The organism is Bradyrhizobium paxllaeri (assembly GCF_001693515.2).
GTDB lineage: Bacteria > Pseudomonadota > Alphaproteobacteria > Rhizobiales > Xanthobacteraceae > Bradyrhizobium > Bradyrhizobium paxllaeri.
Genome location: NZ_CP042968.1, coordinates 5,429,844 through 5,445,329 on the forward strand (window position 1 = coordinate 5,429,844; position 15,486 = coordinate 5,445,329).

Annotated in this window: 10 protein-coding genes and 3 pseudogenes; 6 read left to right on the forward strand and 7 right to left on the reverse strand. The window is 60.9% G+C overall.

Annotated features, from left to right (window positions below; genetic code table 11):
• The first annotated feature begins 7 nt into the window (after positions 1 to 7).
• Both LMTR21_RS25950 and LMTR21_RS25955 read left to right on the forward strand, forming a co-directional pair.
• Positions 8 to 2,308 carry an NADP-dependent malic enzyme gene (locus tag LMTR21_RS25950; RefSeq protein ID WP_065756385.1) on the forward strand — a complete coding sequence of 767 codons (2,301 nt, stop codon included), beginning with the start codon at positions 8 to 10 and terminating at the stop codon, positions 2,306 to 2,308.
• A 132-nt stretch (positions 2,309 to 2,440) separates the two neighbouring features.
• Positions 2,441 to 3,076 carry a DoxX family protein gene (locus tag LMTR21_RS25955; RefSeq protein WP_246175787.1) on the forward strand — a complete coding sequence of 212 codons (636 nt, stop codon included), beginning with the start codon at positions 2,441 to 2,443 and terminating at the stop codon, positions 3,074 to 3,076.
• Positions 3,077 to 3,550: 474 nt separating this feature from the next.
• Here the strand turns inward: LMTR21_RS25955 and LMTR21_RS25960 are convergent.
• The 7 genes and pseudogenes from LMTR21_RS25960 to LMTR21_RS25980 form a co-directional block, all read right to left on the reverse strand.
• Positions 3,551 to 4,797: pseudogene (locus tag LMTR21_RS25960) on the reverse strand (cysteine desulfurase).
• Positions 4,794 to 6,117 (reverse strand): annotated as a pseudogene (gene sufD / locus LMTR21_RS25965) (Fe-S cluster assembly protein SufD). Before sufD ends, LMTR21_RS25960 begins: the two co-directional pseudogenes overlap by 4 nt.
• Before the next feature lie 17 nt (positions 6,118 to 6,134).
• Positions 6,135 to 6,886, reverse strand: a pseudogene (gene sufC, locus LMTR21_RS25970) (Fe-S cluster assembly ATPase SufC).
• 23 nt (positions 6,887 to 6,909) lie between these two features.
• Positions 6,910 to 7,032: a hypothetical protein gene (locus LMTR21_RS41515; RefSeq protein ID WP_283813512.1), complete on the reverse strand. Its 123-nt coding sequence runs from the start codon at positions 7,030 to 7,032 to the stop codon at positions 6,910 to 6,912.
• 43 nt (positions 7,033 to 7,075) lie between these two features.
• Entirely contained in the window at positions 7,076 to 7,231 is a 156-nt protein-coding gene (locus LMTR21_RS40305; RefSeq protein ID WP_187399194.1) for a hypothetical protein, read from the reverse strand.
• Positions 7,228 to 8,727 (reverse strand): Fe-S cluster assembly protein SufB, encoded by a 1,500-nt coding sequence (sufB, locus tag LMTR21_RS25975; RefSeq protein WP_065756387.1) that lies wholly within the window; start codon positions 8,725 to 8,727, stop codon positions 7,228 to 7,230. The genes LMTR21_RS40305 and sufB overlap by 4 nt, the downstream gene beginning before the upstream one ends.
• Positions 8,728 to 8,916: 189 nt before the next feature.
• A complete protein-coding gene (locus LMTR21_RS25980; RefSeq protein WP_084030990.1) occupies positions 8,917 to 9,111 on the reverse strand; it encodes a 4Fe-4S binding protein in 195 nt (64 codons plus the stop codon).
• A 1,182-nt stretch (positions 9,112 to 10,293) separates the two neighbouring features.
• On the opposite strand from LMTR21_RS25980, the gene LMTR21_RS25990 reads away from it, so the two are divergent.
• From LMTR21_RS25990 to LMTR21_RS26005, 4 genes are all read left to right on the forward strand, one after another.
• On the forward strand, positions 10,294 to 11,568 hold the full coding sequence (locus LMTR21_RS25990) for an IS256 family transposase (RefSeq protein ID WP_065750578.1): 1,275 nt from the start codon (positions 10,294 to 10,296) through the stop codon (positions 11,566 to 11,568).
• 1,970 nt (positions 11,569 to 13,538) lie between these two features.
• Positions 13,539 to 13,742, forward strand: a complete 204-nt coding sequence (locus LMTR21_RS25995; protein ID WP_065755913.1) for a hypothetical protein — start codon at positions 13,539 to 13,541, stop codon at positions 13,740 to 13,742.
• A 719-nt stretch (positions 13,743 to 14,461) separates the two neighbouring features.
• The gene (locus LMTR21_RS26000; RefSeq protein ID WP_065755912.1) at positions 14,462 to 14,662 is read left to right on the forward strand and encodes a hypothetical protein; all 201 of its coding nucleotides are present in this window, start codon (positions 14,462 to 14,464) and stop codon (positions 14,660 to 14,662) included.
• A 30-nt stretch (positions 14,663 to 14,692) separates the two neighbouring features.
• Positions 14,693 to 14,980, forward strand: a complete 288-nt coding sequence (locus LMTR21_RS26005) for a hypothetical protein (RefSeq protein ID WP_141688590.1) — start codon at positions 14,693 to 14,695, stop codon at positions 14,978 to 14,980.
• Positions 14,981 to 15,486: the final 506 nt, after the last annotated feature.

The following is a 15,486-nucleotide window of genomic DNA, read 5'->3' on the forward strand; positions in this document are numbered from 1 at the left end:
GAGTAGCATGTCATCCCATTCTGAAGATCTCCTTTCGGCGGCGCTGGCCTATCACCGGCTGCCGCGACCCGGTAAGCTCGAAATCCAGGCGATCAAGCCGCTCGTCAACCAGCGCGATCTTGCGCTCGCCTATTCGCCTGGCGTTGCCGCCGCCTGCACCGAGATCGCCAAAGACCCCGCTGAGGTCGCCTCTCTGACGGCACGTGCCAATTTGGTCGCCGTGGTCAGTAATGGCAGCGCCGTGCTCGGCCTCGGCAATATCGGCCCGCTGGCGTCCAAGCCCGTGATGGAAGGCAAGGCGGTGCTGTTCAAGAAGTTCGCCGGCATCGACGTGTTCGACATCGAGATCAAGGCCGACACCATCGAGCGGGTGGTCGACACCGTGGCGGCGCTGGAGCCGACTTTCGGGGGCATCAATCTCGAAGATATCCGCGGACCGGAATGCTTCGCAATTGAGGCGCAGCTGAAGGAGCGCATGAAGATCCCAGTCTTCCATGACGACCAGCACGGCACCGCCATCATCGTGGGCGCTGCGATCGTCAACGCGCTGCTTCTCAACGGCAAGAAGCTGCCCGACGTGAAGATCGTCTGCTCCGGCGCCGGCGCGGCCGCGATCGCCTGTCTCAACCTGCTGGTGTCGATGGGTGCGCAGCGTAAGAACATCTGGGTTTGCGACATCGATGGCGTCGTCCATGAAGGCCGCAATACCTCGATGGACCCCTGGAAGGCCGTCTATGCGCAGAACACTGATGCGCGGGTGCTTGCGGATGTCATTCCCGGTGCGGATATCTTCTTGGGGTTATCAGCGCCAAACGTGCTGGGACCGGAAATGGTCAAGCAGATGGCCGACAAGCCGCTGGTGATGGCGCTCGCCAACCCGGTGCCGGAGATCATGCCGGACGACGCCCGCAAAGGCCGTCCCGACGCGATGATCTGCACGGGACGTTCGGACTTCGCGAACCAAGTCAACAACGTCCTGTGCTTTCCCTTCATCTTCCGCGGCGCGCTCGATGTCGGCGCCACCGAAATCAACGAGGAGATGAAGCACGCGGCGGTCGATGCAATCGCGCAGCTTGCGCGCGATCCTCCGTCGGACGCGGTGGCTTCCGGTTTCGACATCGGCGAGACGCAGGGCTTTGGGCCGGGATCGCTGATCCCGAGCCCGTTCGACCCGCGCCTGATCCTGCGCATCGCGCCGGCGGTGGCGAGGGCTGCGATGGACTCCGGCGTCGCGACGCGGCCGATCAAGAATTTCGACGAATATCGCGCGCTGCTCGAGCGGTTTGCGTTCCGCTCCGGCCTCGTCATGAAGCCGATGTTCGCCAAGGCCAAGACGCAGCCGGTGCGCGTCATCTACGCCGAGGGCGAGGACGAGCGCGTGCTGCGCGCCACGCAAGTGGTGCTCGAGGAGAAGCTGGCGCGGCCGATCCTGGTGGGGCGGCCCTCGGTGGTCGAAACCCGCATCAAGCGGTTTGGCCTCTCGATCAAGGCGGGCGAGGATTTTGACCTTGTCAATCCCGAGGACGATCCGCGCTATCGCTCCTACGTGCAGTCCTATATCGACGTTGCAGGGCGCCGCGGCGTCACGCCGGATGCGGCGCGCACGGTGGTGCGCACCAACAATACGGTGATCGCGGCGCTCGCGGTGGTGCGCGGGGAAGCCGACGCCATGCTGTGCGGCGTCGAGGGGCGGTACATGAGCCACCTGCGGCATGTGCGCGAGATCATGGGCTTCTTGCCGGGGGTCAGCGATTATGCGGCGCTGGCGCTGATGATCACCAGCAAGGGCTCCTATTTCATCGCCGATACCCAGGTGCGGCCCAGCCCAAGCGCGGAGGAACTGGCGGAAATGGCGTCGCTGGCGGCGCTCCACGTCCAGCGCTTCAACTTCAAGCCGAAGGTCGCGTTCGTGTCGCATTCCGACTTCGGCAGCTATGACACCGATTCCTCGCGCAAGATGCGCCACGCCACCCAGCTTCTGAAAGAGAAGCACCCGGGGCTCGAGGCTGACGGCGAGATGCAGGGCGACACCGCGCTTTCGGCAGCTGCACGACGGATGGTGCTGCCCCAATCGAGGTTGGAAGGCGAGGCCAACATCCTGATCATGCCGACGCTGGATGCTGCCAACATCGCCTATCAGACGGTAAAGGTCCTGGCGGATGCGCTTCCCGTGGGGCCGATCCTGATCGGTCCGGCGCGGCCAGCGCATATCCTAACGCCCGGGGTGACCGCGCGCGGCGTCCTCAACATGACGGCGGTCGCCGCTGTCGAGGCCCAGGAGCGCGCCGGCCGCCCGCAACTCGGCTAATTGAAGGCGGTCGCCTTCCGCGCACACGGATTCCATTTGATGGCGAAGAGCGGAACGACCATAAGCGTTCCGCTCTTCCCGCGTCCGCACTGCAGTCAGGTCCACCAGCCAGCGTTCGTTACCTTCGGTGTTATGTTCGCGTTGCTGTTCATCTACACGCGGGCGACGAAGCTGTCCGGCATACAGCAGACCGCCGATCTCATCGCGACCCAAATTTCAATTCCCGAGGCGTTCGCGCCCCACACCGCGCCGCTTGAGAGCGCGACCGGAATGCCGACGCCGCAACTTCTGGCTGTTGCGGTCGATTGGCTCGAACTCATCGCGGGGCTGATGATCGCGTTGAACTTTGGTGCGCGCTTCTTTGTGTTTGTCTTGGTTTCTATGTCGGGATCTCGACCTGCTATCTCTACGACTTTCGGAATCAGCCGGCGCACGGCAACGCCCGCTGCTGGTCGATCCCTTGAAGAACCTAGCGATCATCGGCGCGCTGTTCATTCGCAGGCATGCCCGCGGGAGGAAGAATGTCGAGGCGGCCTACGGGGACGTGTAGGCCGCGCGGCTCTTGGTTTTGCCCGACAGGCAGACGGCGAGCGAGGATCGGCAGGCCACCGCGCCCAATTGGGGCGCTGCCGTGCTCAGATCAATTTGAGGTCGAGCCCCCTGCTGCACAGCGTTGCAGCATCTGCCCCAGATCTTTGTCCCTCTCGCGCCATTGTTGCCGGGAGACCACACACGCGGGTGCACGAGAGGGCTCGATCAGCGCATTAAGCCGCGTCACGGTGAATGGTGGTGCGCGTTCGGAAATGGTTCGGTCGGTGGCATACAGGTCAATTTAGGCGGCACGCCGGGCAGGCGTCTCGATCATGATGCGACTAGATGGAATTCGCATCATGATCCTCCCATGTCTTTGTTTGAGCAGGATCTTTCGGAAAACCGGTTTGCACTTTTCCGGATCATGCTCTAGGCCTACCACCTCGATTTCACCGAGAGATCCGCCCTCTCGTCGAGACGAATCATCCACTGAGCGCGACTGATGATGAAGACGGCCCGCGCTATGAACCCAAGGGCGTAGTACAGATCTGCCGCACGGTTCCAGTGTCGCCCGCAAAGACCAGCGGCTCGCAACATCCTTGGGCGGGTCCATGCGCCGTTCTTAATCAGCGTCAAGGAGCGGACCCACTCGCCCGGGCGGAAGTCCTGCGATACACGACGCGCCTCATCGTCTGAGACCAGCCCCTTCGCTCATGAGAACAGCTCCTGCGCCTTGATAAGCGCGCCCGCCAGCACATCGATATCTTCATGCGTGTTGTAGAGAGCGAACGAAGCGCGGCAGGTCGCTGGCACGCCAAAACGTTCGTGCAGCGGCATCGCGCAATGGGTACCGGCGCGCACCGCCACGCCTGCACGATCAATGACGGTGGCAAAATCGTGTGCATGCGCGACTTTTATTTCGAAGGAGATGATCGCGCCCTTCTGAGCCGCCGTTCCGATAATACGTAGGGAGTTGATGCCCCGCAGCTTCTCCTGCGCATAACCGAGCAGTGCGCTCTCGTGCTTGTGGATCTGTGCCTTTCCTATTGAATTGATATAGTCCACAGCCGCGCCCAGACCGATCGCCTCGACGATCGGAGGCGTGCCAGCCTCGAATCGGTGAGGCGGATCACCGTAGGTGACGCCGCCACGCGAGACCTCGCGGATCATCTCGCCACCACCATTGAACGGCGGCATCGACGCCAGATGCGCATACTTACCGTAAAGCACGCCGATGCCGGTCGGCCCATACAGTTTGTGGCTCGTCATCACGTAAAAATCGCAATCAATATCGCGGACATCAACATCCAGATGAACGCAGGCTTGCGAGCCGTCTACCAACACCGCGATGCCACGTGCATGCGCGATCCTCACGATTTCCTTCACCGGCAAGACGGTGCCGAGCACGTTGGACATCTGCGTGATCGCAACCATTTTGGTGCGCTCGGTCAGAAGCCGCTCGAACTCCTCGAGGAGGAAATTGCCCTCCCCGTCCACTGGCGCCCATTTGATGACAGCGCCATAGCGTTCCCTCAGAAAATGCCATGGCACGATGTTGGCGTGGTGCTCCATGATCGAGAGAACGATCTCATCACCCGCTATAATGCGCTCGCGGCCGAAAGTCTGGGCGACCAGATTGATCGCCTCGGTGGCGCTACGAGTAAAGATGATCTCCTCGGTGCGGCGCGCGTTGACGAACTGCGCCACCTTCGCGCGGGCGCCCTCATAGGCGTCGGTCGCGGCGTTGGCCAGATAATGCAGGCCGCGATGCAGTTGGCATATTCGGACGTGTAAGCCTGCATCATGCGATCGAGCACCGCCTTTGGCTTCTGCGCCGAGGCGGCATTGTCGAGATAGACCAGCGGCTTGCCATAGACCTGCGTCGCCAGCGCTGGAACGTCCTTGCGCAAGCGATTCACATCGTAGGCGCCGTTGACGACTGCCGGATGCATGCTCATCGTCGCGCCTCCAGCCAGCGCTGCGTAGCTGCAATTGCGAGTTCTCGCAGATCGTCGTTGACGACGGACCCAATCGCCTCGCCGACGAACGCCTGGATCAAGAGGGCCTGGGCTTCTTTCTCGGAAAGGCCGCCGGCGCGCAGATAGAACAGCAGTCTCTCGTCGGCGCGCCGGTGGTCGCGCCATGGCCGCAGGTGACGTCGTCGGCAAAGATTTCGAGTTCCGGCTTGTTGTCAGCCTCGGCGTCGTCGGAGAGCAGCAGCGCCCGCGTCATCATCTTGGCGTCGGTCTTCTGCGCGTCGGGACGCACGATGATGCGGTCCTGGAACACCGAATGGGCGCGGTCATCGACTACAGCGCGGAACACCTCGCGGCCGGCGCAGTGGGGCACAGCGTGATCCATGAATAGCGTCGTGTCGGCGTGCTGGCGGCCATTGAGCAGATTGACGCCGTTAGTCTCGACCCGGGAATGTTCTCCGGCGAACGCAATCGTCGCCTGGTAGCGGCTGACAGCAGCGCCCGAAGTCATGCCGAAGGTGTTGAAATGCGCATGCGCGCCCAGCGTCACCACGGCGGAGGAAATGTTGAAGGCGTCCCGGCTGTCTTCGACTAATCGAACATGATCGAGCCGCGAATTGTCGCCGATCGCGACAACGAAGGAGTCATGGGCCTGAAGGCCTTGGCCCCATCGGCCGCAACGTAGCTTTCAACCAGCGTCACGCCGGCATCCTTGCCGACACGCAGCATGGAACGCGTAAGCATCGCCGCCGGCACGGACACGCTGGCGACATGGATGATTTGCAGCGGTTGCTTCAGCACGACGCCGTCGGCGATATCGACCACAACGCCATCGGTCATCATGGCGCTGTTGAGCGCCACCATCGGGTTGGCGTTATCGGGCGTGAAGAGGTGCGCCTGCAGCGCAGCGTCGCCGGTTTCCAGCACGTCGGCCAAAGAGCGGATGGTAAGACCTTTCTCGAGGCCTCCGACTTCGGAAAGTTTTGGCACCAACACGCCGTCCACCAGGACGAGCGGGCGAGCGCCTTTGATCGCCTGCAGCTTCACGGCTGCGGCGGCCCGCTTCAGCACAGCGGCATCCGGCGTGGCGGCCAGCGGCAGCACCTCGCGCATCAGGGCACGTAGGTCGGTGTATTTCCAGTCCTCGATCCGGCGATGCGGCAGGCCCGCGCGTTCGTAGGCCTCGAAGGCGGCGCTTCGCGCCTCCGCCACCTTGCCGGCGCCGGGCAGCCGGTCGCGCGCGACGGCAAAGCTGTCGCTCAGCGCGCGTCCCGTCTCGTTCTTTGCCAAAACCAGGTTCATCACAAATCCGCTTTGCGTCAGGCCGCGTCGTCGAACTGGGTGTAGCCGGAAGCCTCGAGTTCCAGCGCCAGATCCTTGCCGCCGCTTTTCACCACTCTGCCCCTCGACATCACGTGCACGAAATCAGGCACGATGTAGTTGAGAAGGCGCTGGTAGTGCGTGATAATCACCATAGCGCGCTCGGGCGAACGCAGCGCATTGACGCCGTCGGCGGCGATCCGGAGCGCGTCGATATCAAGGCCGGAATCCATCTCATCCAGGATGCAGACGGCCGGCTCGAACAGCGCCATCTGCAGGATCTCATTGCGTTTTTTCTCACCGCCGGAGAAGCCGACATTGACGCCGCGCTTAAGCATGTCCTGCGGGATGTTGAGCGACTTGGCAACCTCGCGGGCCTTTTTGAGAAACTCCGGCGACGAAAGCTGGCTCTGGCCGCGCGCCTTGCGCTGCGCGTTCAATGCCGTGTGCAGGAAATTCCAGGTGGTGACGCCGGGGATTTCGACCGGATACTGGAACGCCAGGAACACGCCCTTGGCAGCGCTCGCGTCCGGCTCCATTTCCAGGAGGTCCTCGCCGCGGAACAGGATTTGCCCGTCGGTGACTTCATAGCCCGGCTTGCCCGCGATGACGTGGCTCAGCGTCGATTTGCCGGAGCCGTTCGGGCCCATGATCGCTGCACCTCGCCCGGATTCACCGTCAGCGTCAGCCCGTGGAGAATTTCGCGCTCCTCGACGCGGACCTTCAGATCTTTCACTTCGAGTAATGACATGGCTTTCCCTTCTCGAAATTCGTTTAGTGGCGCTGCCGGATGGGGCGCTCGTAGGCGACAATCGCGGCGTCCGGGCACGCGTTCTCCAGACTTGCGATCTCGGCAAGCTTGGCCGCATCGAGCTGCGCCGCTGCGGTCAATTGCAAAGTCCGTCGCCGACACCCGCGCGGCAGTTCGCCCGATAGGTCATCAGATAAACACCCATCCTGTCGGCGGCGGAAGGCGGCGCACAACGCTTGGGCGAAACCACTCTGAACCGTCGAGCCGCGACAAACTGGCTTCGTCGATCTCGTTCAAAATCGGCAACCGAGTGCGCATCTCGCTGATATCAGGAGATGCGATCATCCGACGCTGCCTTCCAGCGAGATCGAGATCAGCTTCTGCGCCTCAACCGCGAACTCCATCGGCAGCTGTTGCAACACATCCTTCACGAAGCCGTTGACGACGAGGCCGACGGCTTCTTCCTGGCTGAGGCCGCGCTGGATGCAATAGAACAGCACGTCCTCGGAAATCTTCGACGTCGTCGCTTCGTGCTCGAACGTCGCCGACGAGTTCTTCGCCTCGACGTAAGGCACGGTGTGCGCGCCGCACTTGTCGCCGATCAGAAGCGAGTCGCAGGCCGTAAAGTTACGCGCGCCGGTCGCCTTGCGGTGCGCGGTGACGAGGCCGCGATAGGTGTTCTGCGAGACGCCCGCCGCGATGCCTTTGGAGATGATCCTGGAGGTCGTGTTCTTGCCGAGATGGATCATCTTGGTGCCGCTGTCCACCTGCTGGTGACCGTTCGAGATCGCGATCGAGTAGAACTCGCCGCGCGAATTGTCGCCGCGCAGGATGCAGCTCGGATATTTCCAGGTGATCGCCGATCCCGTTTCGACCTGGGTCCAGGAAATCTTCGAATGATTGCCGCGGCAGTCGCCACGCTTGGTGACGAAATTGTAGATGCCACCGACGCCTTCGGAATTGCCGGGATACCAGTTCTGCACCGTCGAATATTTGATCTCGGCATCATCGAGCGCGACGAGTTCAACGACGGCGGCGTGAAGCTGGTTCTCGTCGCGCTGCGGTGCGGTGCAGCCTTCGAGATAGCTGACGTAGGAGCCCTTGTCGGCGATGATCAGCGTGCGCTCGAACTGGCCGGTGTTGCGCTCGTTGATGCGGAAATAGGTCGACAGCTCCATCGGGCAGCGCACGCCCGGCGGCACGTAGACGAACGAGCCGTCGGAAAACACCGCCGAGTTCAGCGTCGCGAAGTAATTGTCCGAGGTCGGCACCACCGTGCCGAGATACTGCTTCACCAGCTCGGGGTGTTCGCGGATCGCCTCCGAGATCGGCATGAAGATCACGCCGGCTGCCTTCAGCTCCTTCTGGAACGTGGTCGCCACCGAAACCGAATCGAAGACGGCGTCGACCGCAATCTTGCGGTTGGGCGACGGCTCGCTACCGGGCGGCGGCTCGACGCCTTCGAGGATGGCGACTTCCCGCAACGGGATGCCGAGCTTCTCGTAGGTCTTGAGAATCTCCGGATCGATTTCGTCGATCGACGACAGCGTCTTCTTCGGCTTCGGCGCCGCGTAGTAGTGAATGTCCTGGTAATCGATCTTCGGGTAGTTGACGCGCGCCCAGGTCGGCTCGGTCATGGTCAGCCAGTGGCGATAGGCCTCCAGCCGCCATTCCAGCATCCAGGCCGGCTCGTTCTTCTTCGCGGAAATGAAGCGGACGGTGTCTTCCGAGAGACCCTTGGGGGCCTTGTCGGACTCGATCAGCGTCTCAAAACCATATCGATATTGGTCGACGTCGATCGAGCGCACTCGGTCGGCCGTGTCTTTTACGGCTGCTACCATTGCCCGCTCCGCCGCTCGCGCAAGGTCGACTCCGACCATATCCGACGACGGCGGCGGCGCGCCCCCTTCACCGCATGGACGATCGCGTAAGTCACACGCAGCTCGCGGCCAACCAGGCCGCTAATCAAAAACGCGGCCGCTAGTGTTTCAATCTTGCTGCGCGCAGCGGACCCGCTCATGGGCCGCTCCTTATGCCTGCACGCACGTGCCGGGCACCGGGCAGATAACGGCGCATTGCGGCGTGTCGCAATGCTCCTCGCATTGGGTGCACTTCTTCGGATCGATTACATATATGTCGTTCTTGAGGCTGATTGCTCTGTTCGGGCATTCAAACTCACATGCGCCGCAGACGGTGCACTGGGAGGCGATTATCTTGTAGGCCATAAACTCCGTTCCTTAGGCAGGCGATGGGACGGCTTCTTCCCTTCAAGGCTCGTGCCAAACGCCGAGCTGATTTATCTCGGCTATTTTCTCTCTTGTGCATGTCCTGGGCCAGACAGCGTGTCGCGACCGCGACACTCGGCTCACAGACGCTTGATCTGGAGGCCGTACTTCTTGAGCGCGCATCCGGGTGGGTTAGCCCGAGGAGGTGAGTCGCCTCCCGCCTGCACTCAGCCCGACTTCTCCACGGCCGCGGTAACGTGGTCGCGGTCGGTCATTTCGCGCCGCTCCCAAATGCTCGGCGGTCTCATCCCGGTTCGGCCGCAACTTGCGAATTCGAAATCGGATGCGGTGACCAGTCCGCCGGAAGACGGCGCCGGCGCTTCGGCGACAGCGGCACGATCAGCAGCTGCCGCAGTGCTAGCTCGTCCAATCCGCGCCTCCACAGCATCGCGACAGATGCTGGCCGTGAGGAGCTGGGCAAAGTCAGTCCTGATGATCGCAAGTTTCTTGGCCGGCGTCGCCGTCCGCTACACGCAATTCTCGAGCTCGCGTTCTGCCGAGTTGGTGTCCTGAGCTCCCGAATGCAACGGGCAATCGCCAAGATCGGCCATCGAAGGCGGCCGAAAAGAGTGCAGATTGGTCTGCCGCTGATCAGGGATCGGCAGACTGCGGATAGGAGAATTAATCAAACTTGTGGAAAGCAAGACAAGGAATAAGGCAGGTTATCACCGCGACATTTTTTGGCGATTCAGTTTTGCCTCCATCTGAGCTTTGCCGGAGGGCTCGCATACAATCCACTCCCAATCACGAGATGCTCTCGGTCAACAAGAAGTTCAAACGTCCGTCGTTTAGTTACCTTTTGAGCGGCACGGGCTCCGAATTGACTTCAGAGCCTCAACGTCAAAGGAAATGTGGTCGCTAAGAGCTGTTCAAAGGCGGAACGCTGTTCAAGCAGGCGCTTCTCAACGATTTTTCGCTCCGCATCAGGCAACTCGGTTTGAAGCAACGTACGAACACGCCAAATGTAGTTCCGCACGGATTTGATCTCACTTAAGCTATCATCAATCGAAGTCATCCCGGATGGGGATGTCCCGGGGTTCTGTTGAATTTCTGAAGAGGTCGGCGTTGCCCCCCTTGAGCCGGTAGGCTCGGGGTGCTGATTCCACAAAGGAGAGCAACGCCATGACGAGAGATATCACACCGGCTGGTTCGCCGGCGACCGGGGCTGTGGACGAAGCGTTTGCAGAAGTGCGGGCGAGCTTCGATCGGTTCTGCCTTGCGGCAGGGATCGAGGCGCTCGGCACGATGATGGAGGCGGATGTCACGGCGGCCTGCGGGCCGCGCCACGGTCGCGACGCGGCGCGGCGGGCGCACCGTTGGGGCCGAACGCGGGGACGGATCGGCTTCCACGGCGGCAAGATCGAGGTCGAGCGCCCGCGGGTCCGGGGCCTGGACGGCCGCGAGGTCACGATCCCGAGCTGGGAAACGGCGGCGGAGGAGGACTGGCTTGGTCGCTGGGCGATGAACCTGATGCTGATCAATGTATCGACGCGCCGGTTCGGCCGCGCTGTCCGGCTGCCCGAGGGTGATGTGCCGGCACCGCCCGGATCGGGGGTTTCGAAGTCGGCGGCCTCGCGGAGGTTTGTGGCGCTGTCGGCGGCGCGGCTGGCCGACTTCATGGCTGCCGATCTGTCCGCGCTCGACCTTCTGGTGGTTCAAATCGACGGGCTGCATCTCGGCGACGATCTCGTGCTGGTCGCCGCGATCGGGGTCGACGGTGAAGGCAACAAGCATCCGCTGGCGCTGGTGGAAGGGGCAACCGAGAACGCCGCAACGGTTCAAGCCCTGCTGGACAACCTGGTCTCCCGCGGGCTCGCCCCGACGGTGCCAAGACTGTTCATCGTCGACGGCGCGAAAGCGTTGTCGAAGGCGATCCGCCGCACCTTCGGTTCGGCCGCCGCGATCCAGCGCTGTCAGATCCACAAGGCGCGCAACATCACGGAACGCCTGCCGAAAGAGCATCATGCGGCCACCCGTCGGGTGCTGCGCCAGGCCTGGGAGCTCGATGATGCCGACAAGGCTGAAAAATTGATCCGCAATCTCGCGCGTCGACTCGACCAGCAATGGCCCGGCGTAGCGGCCAGCATTCTCGAAGGCCTCGACGAAATCCTGACTGTCGTCCGGTTGAAGCTGCCGAAGGAGCTGCGTCGATCGCTCGCCTGTACCAACATCGCCGAGAACATGATGGGTACCATTCGCCGCGTCACGCGCAACGTCAAACGCTGGCGGGATGCCGGCATGGCCTTGCGATGGGTCGCGGCCGGCATGATCGAGGCCAACAAGGGCTTCCGACGATTGAAGGCGCATAAGCAATTGTCGGTTCTGCGTGCGGCCCTTCAAGCTCACCACGATCGCATGACGATCAAGCCCGTTGCCCACGTCACGAGAGCCGCGTAACATTCATTCCGCCAACGCCGGTCCGACGTAGTTCAACAGCGATCGGGACATCTCCTCCCGGATTCCGATACTTAGTTTAGAACCTAACCTTTGAAAACTGACCAATGGTGCCATTCTTCAGCAAGCCACCGTACATTTCCCTGGCGTCTTCATCTCCGAATAATTCGGTGTGCGCGAGGTTTATATCGATCGATGCCACTCATCGCAGCGTCTCTTCGATATAACGCTGCGGTTCGTCAGCAGCAGTGCAATCAGAGTGGCTGAAATGCGGCCGCCACCTGGCAAATGCTCCGCTTGGCCGCCGACCGACTTTTCGTCTACCTGATTCAGCGCCGCTAGTATGTCGTCCAGACACACAATCTATGCAGGATAGCCGTTACCTCGCGGAGCGCCGGGGAAATTTTGATCACACATATGCAAGGCTTATGACGATATGATTACACGCTTCTCGTCTGCCCAAAGGAGGCATCGAGCACATCTTCGAGTGAACCGTAGTGCGATACCGGGTGGATTTGGGCTAGCTGTGGTGAGCGGCAAGGGGTTGTGGCGCAAACTTCGTGCGTAGAACGAGGCGGAGGCAGCCAGCGCATCGAATTCTTCTCTGGACTGGTATCGCATGGACGAGATGACGATCTGGCAGTGGATGAAGGTAAAGCTGTTGGCTCATCGGGACGCGATCAAAAGAGCATTGAAGCCATTGCTAGCCGGCTGCGCGCCGTCCCCGGGGTGCCGGAGCGCTTCGGTCTCCGGCTAAATGAACTGAGCTCCCCAAGAGCGCGATGAGGGCCCGGTCGCTCTCAACCAGTTAGAAGTTGAGATCTGTTTTGGCTTCCGCATGAATGTCTTGCTTATCTTTGATAGCGCGCCGCCACTCTTGGGGGTCTGGCGAGCTCGATGCTGTGATTGCATTGCACGTTTGTTCCAGCGATGATCGTCCCTGATAGCGGCACCGGGCTCACCAGCATGGCAACGTTGCGCTGGTCGCAGCACCGGCAGATCGAGTGGTACTAGATCACGAGCCACAGTGATTCCTTCGTCCAACTGTCACATCAGCTCATTATATCTCTTGTATTCGTCGGCGTGACCGTCCCCACCCGACTGCCACACTCACTTGGCGGAAGGGGGCCATCAGGTGCCGAGTTCCAAGTTTTTCGGGCACACTGGCTGTGAAGGCCGGAGCCCGTCTTGTGGAGTAGCATCATGACGCCTGCAAAATCCTCGCAAAATAAAGTGTGTGCTGAGTTGAGGGGTGTTCTGGAGCATGCTGTCCGGATGGTGCCCGAAGCGAGGCGGACCTCTTCGTTGAAGGCATGCCTTGCTGAGAAGGTCTTAACTCTGGCCGCAGAGGGTGAATCGGATCCAACTATCTTGGCGCGTGTCGCGGTGCGGAAAGTGCAGGACTCCTGTCGTAGCTGCTACGGATGTGAAGGGTGGTGACCTGCGCGCGACATCTTGCGTATCGCCCGGGCACTTGAACTGCTGCGCTGGCGGCCGAAGGCGGAATGCCGCGCTTCCCCTTCCTGCAACAGCGATGGTGTGATTTCCCGGGATTCTCAGGATCGCTTTGGTCTTGGGTTTGCGGCATCATCAACAGTATGCGTAGGCGAGCCCTGGCGACAGAAGATTGCACTACAGCGTGGGTTCTGCCGCATTGATTAATCAGCGACGCAGTCAATTTCGCATTCGCGCCGATTAAATCGCTCTTGCAAATCTCGAACCCTCTCAGTGCGACGCAATCCATCTCGAGCCAAAATGTCGGCTAGCTCGCGGCTGGCCTTGACGCCGACCAATTACCCTCCCCTGCTCCCCTGCCCGCGTCCGGCAGCTGGTCAGGTGCCGCGGGAAAGTCCTGCAGGAAGGCGAAACAGAAATCAGGTCACTGCGTGATATGCCTCTGAACCGCTTACCGGGCGGGAGGATTCCGGACGGCTTACGGCCGGTTTGGATTTTGTACTCGGTCTCCCGAGTTCGTGACGGAAACGTTCTGGTACGCCTTTGTCGCAGGCTGCTCGCTTGGCTTCGCGAATAAGCGCCACGTCCTTCCCAAAGGCCTGGCTGTAGGCGCGTCGGCGCCTGAAGCTTTCAAGGAGCTGACTAGAGAAATCAGCGTGGCCAATATGTATCGGTCGCGCATCGGTGAACTGCTGCGCCGAGCCGGCACCGGTCGTTTCTGAGGCCCGGTGCATTCACCGTTCTTCAAACCTTTGCGAAGATTCGGACACTAACCGCGCCGTTTTGTCAGCTTTGAGACCAATGTCCCACAACTGGACGCTACCTACACCCATAAGAAGCGATTGTAGAACCTCCAATTTTCGAATCGGCACGCCGATTGCTTCGTTCAACCACAACGACTGATCTGATCACACGTGGGACCGCTAATGTTACGGGAGGACTTTGCACGTGCTCGGTAGCGTCCGGTGCGCCCCGCCGTTTGCTGTGAGGCGAAATGAAACAGATGTTGGAGAGGCTGCGGTCGCATTCGCTCGCGCTCTCCGCCGTGATCTCCTTCGTGCACGAACACGAAACCCGTGGGTACGACAGGATCAGTGTTTCCGTACGCGCGAGCCGAGCAAACGGATACGACCATGACAATCAATGCAGTCAGCGGTTCGTTAGCTAACATATTTCACTACGGTGCGACGTCACGTGGCAAGGGAAACCTAGGCTGTTGCGAGCATACAGCAGTTTTGATTACGACACCTCCACCCACTCCTCGGTGAAGGCACCGAAAATCACGCCCTTATATTCAATTGCCGGAAGACTGGTTCTTTGCATAAACCGGCTGATGGGAACCGTGTAGAGAATGACGGAGTAATGCGATGGAAATTCCCCGCGGAATCGGCGCCGCAGTCGTTTTCGCTGCGATGCTTGTTGGCTGCGTTTGGGCCGTTCGGTGACCACACTCATCAAGAATTTGCTCGCTCGTAAACAGAAGCTCATCGAGCAACTGGGCGTCACCGAAGACGCTGACGAGCGAGACCAGATCGGACGTCAGCTTGGGCAGATCAACACCGCACTGGTATTTTTGGAGAAGACTGAGCCTAAGAGCCAGGAACGACCGTTGGACGATCCCATGCGACCCAGCGAAATCTGAAAGCTGAACGGGGGGATCCGTAGGAAGCGAATGGACTTCGTCGTGCTCGCCCAGCGCAGTTCTCTCAAAACCCCGCAAGCGCGCACCTCAACCAACGGGTCTCGCAGAACGACAGTCCAAAACGAATCGGCGAAGCCCCGCGAGAACGTTTTTGGGCGCACGAACCTCAGGCCTAGAGAAATGTCGATATTTCAGGCGCTGGACATCGGCGAACGATGCGAAGAAGATTCGCGGATTGAGATCCAGCGGCCGGCACCTTTTCTCGCCGGACAACTTGCCTTTCCGCCGCGTAGCCGCCTTGATGCGCAGACCCACTGACTCGTTGGTTTCAGTCCAAGGCCTCGTTCAGCCAGCTGGCGGGCGATGGAAGAGAAGAACGCGCTCTGGGCAGTTTTTTTGTGGGGTCGACTGATCAAGAAACATGTCCTTGGGCCGTCCTGCCTCGGCAGCAGGCCAAGAGCATGTCGATCTGGACGAACCAGGCCTCTCGGGGCCGTGGCGCCAGCCGTGGCGACGAACTCTCCGACATCAGGCAGCTGCGGGACCTGGTGATGCCCTCGTGCTGGCCTGGCCGACGAGGGTGGAAAGTCAGGCGCCGGCACAGAATGAGCATCGTCACGCAACTCGAACCATGTGCAACGCGATGGCGCACGCGTCCAGAAATCTCATAGTGCGCCGACACTGCGCATTGGTAGCGGCTGAATGCCGAGCCACGTACCTCCAACGCGGTTCGGGCCCGACTGCGGGTAATCTGCATATCTTAGTTTGGTCGAGTTGCTGGCGCAGCAATGTTTGGCCGACATGAAGTCGACGGGCAATTGATT

Coding starts and splice junctions, on each gene's coding strand:
- LMTR21_RS26005 (WP_141688590.1), top strand. CDS start 14,693: ATGGACTTCGTCGTGCTCGCCCAGCGCAGTTCTCTCAAAACCCCGCAA.
- LMTR21_RS25950 (WP_065756385.1), top strand. CDS start 8: ATGTCATCCCATTCTGAAGATCTCCTTTCGGCGGCGCTGGCCTATCAC.
- LMTR21_RS40305 (WP_187399194.1), bottom strand. CDS start 7,231: ATGATCGCATCTCCTGATATCAGCGAGATGCGCACTCGGTTGCCGATT.
- LMTR21_RS25955 (WP_246175787.1), top strand. CDS start 2,441: ATGTTCGCGTTGCTGTTCATCTACACGCGGGCGACGAAGCTGTCCGGC.
- LMTR21_RS25990 (WP_065750578.1), top strand. CDS start 10,294: ATGACGAGAGATATCACACCGGCTGGTTCGCCGGCGACCGGGGCTGTG.
- LMTR21_RS25980 (WP_084030990.1), bottom strand. CDS start 9,111: ATGGCCTACAAGATAATCGCCTCCCAGTGCACCGTCTGCGGCGCATGT.
- sufB (WP_065756387.1), bottom strand. CDS start 8,727: ATGGTAGCAGCCGTAAAAGACACGGCCGACCGAGTGCGCTCGATCGAC.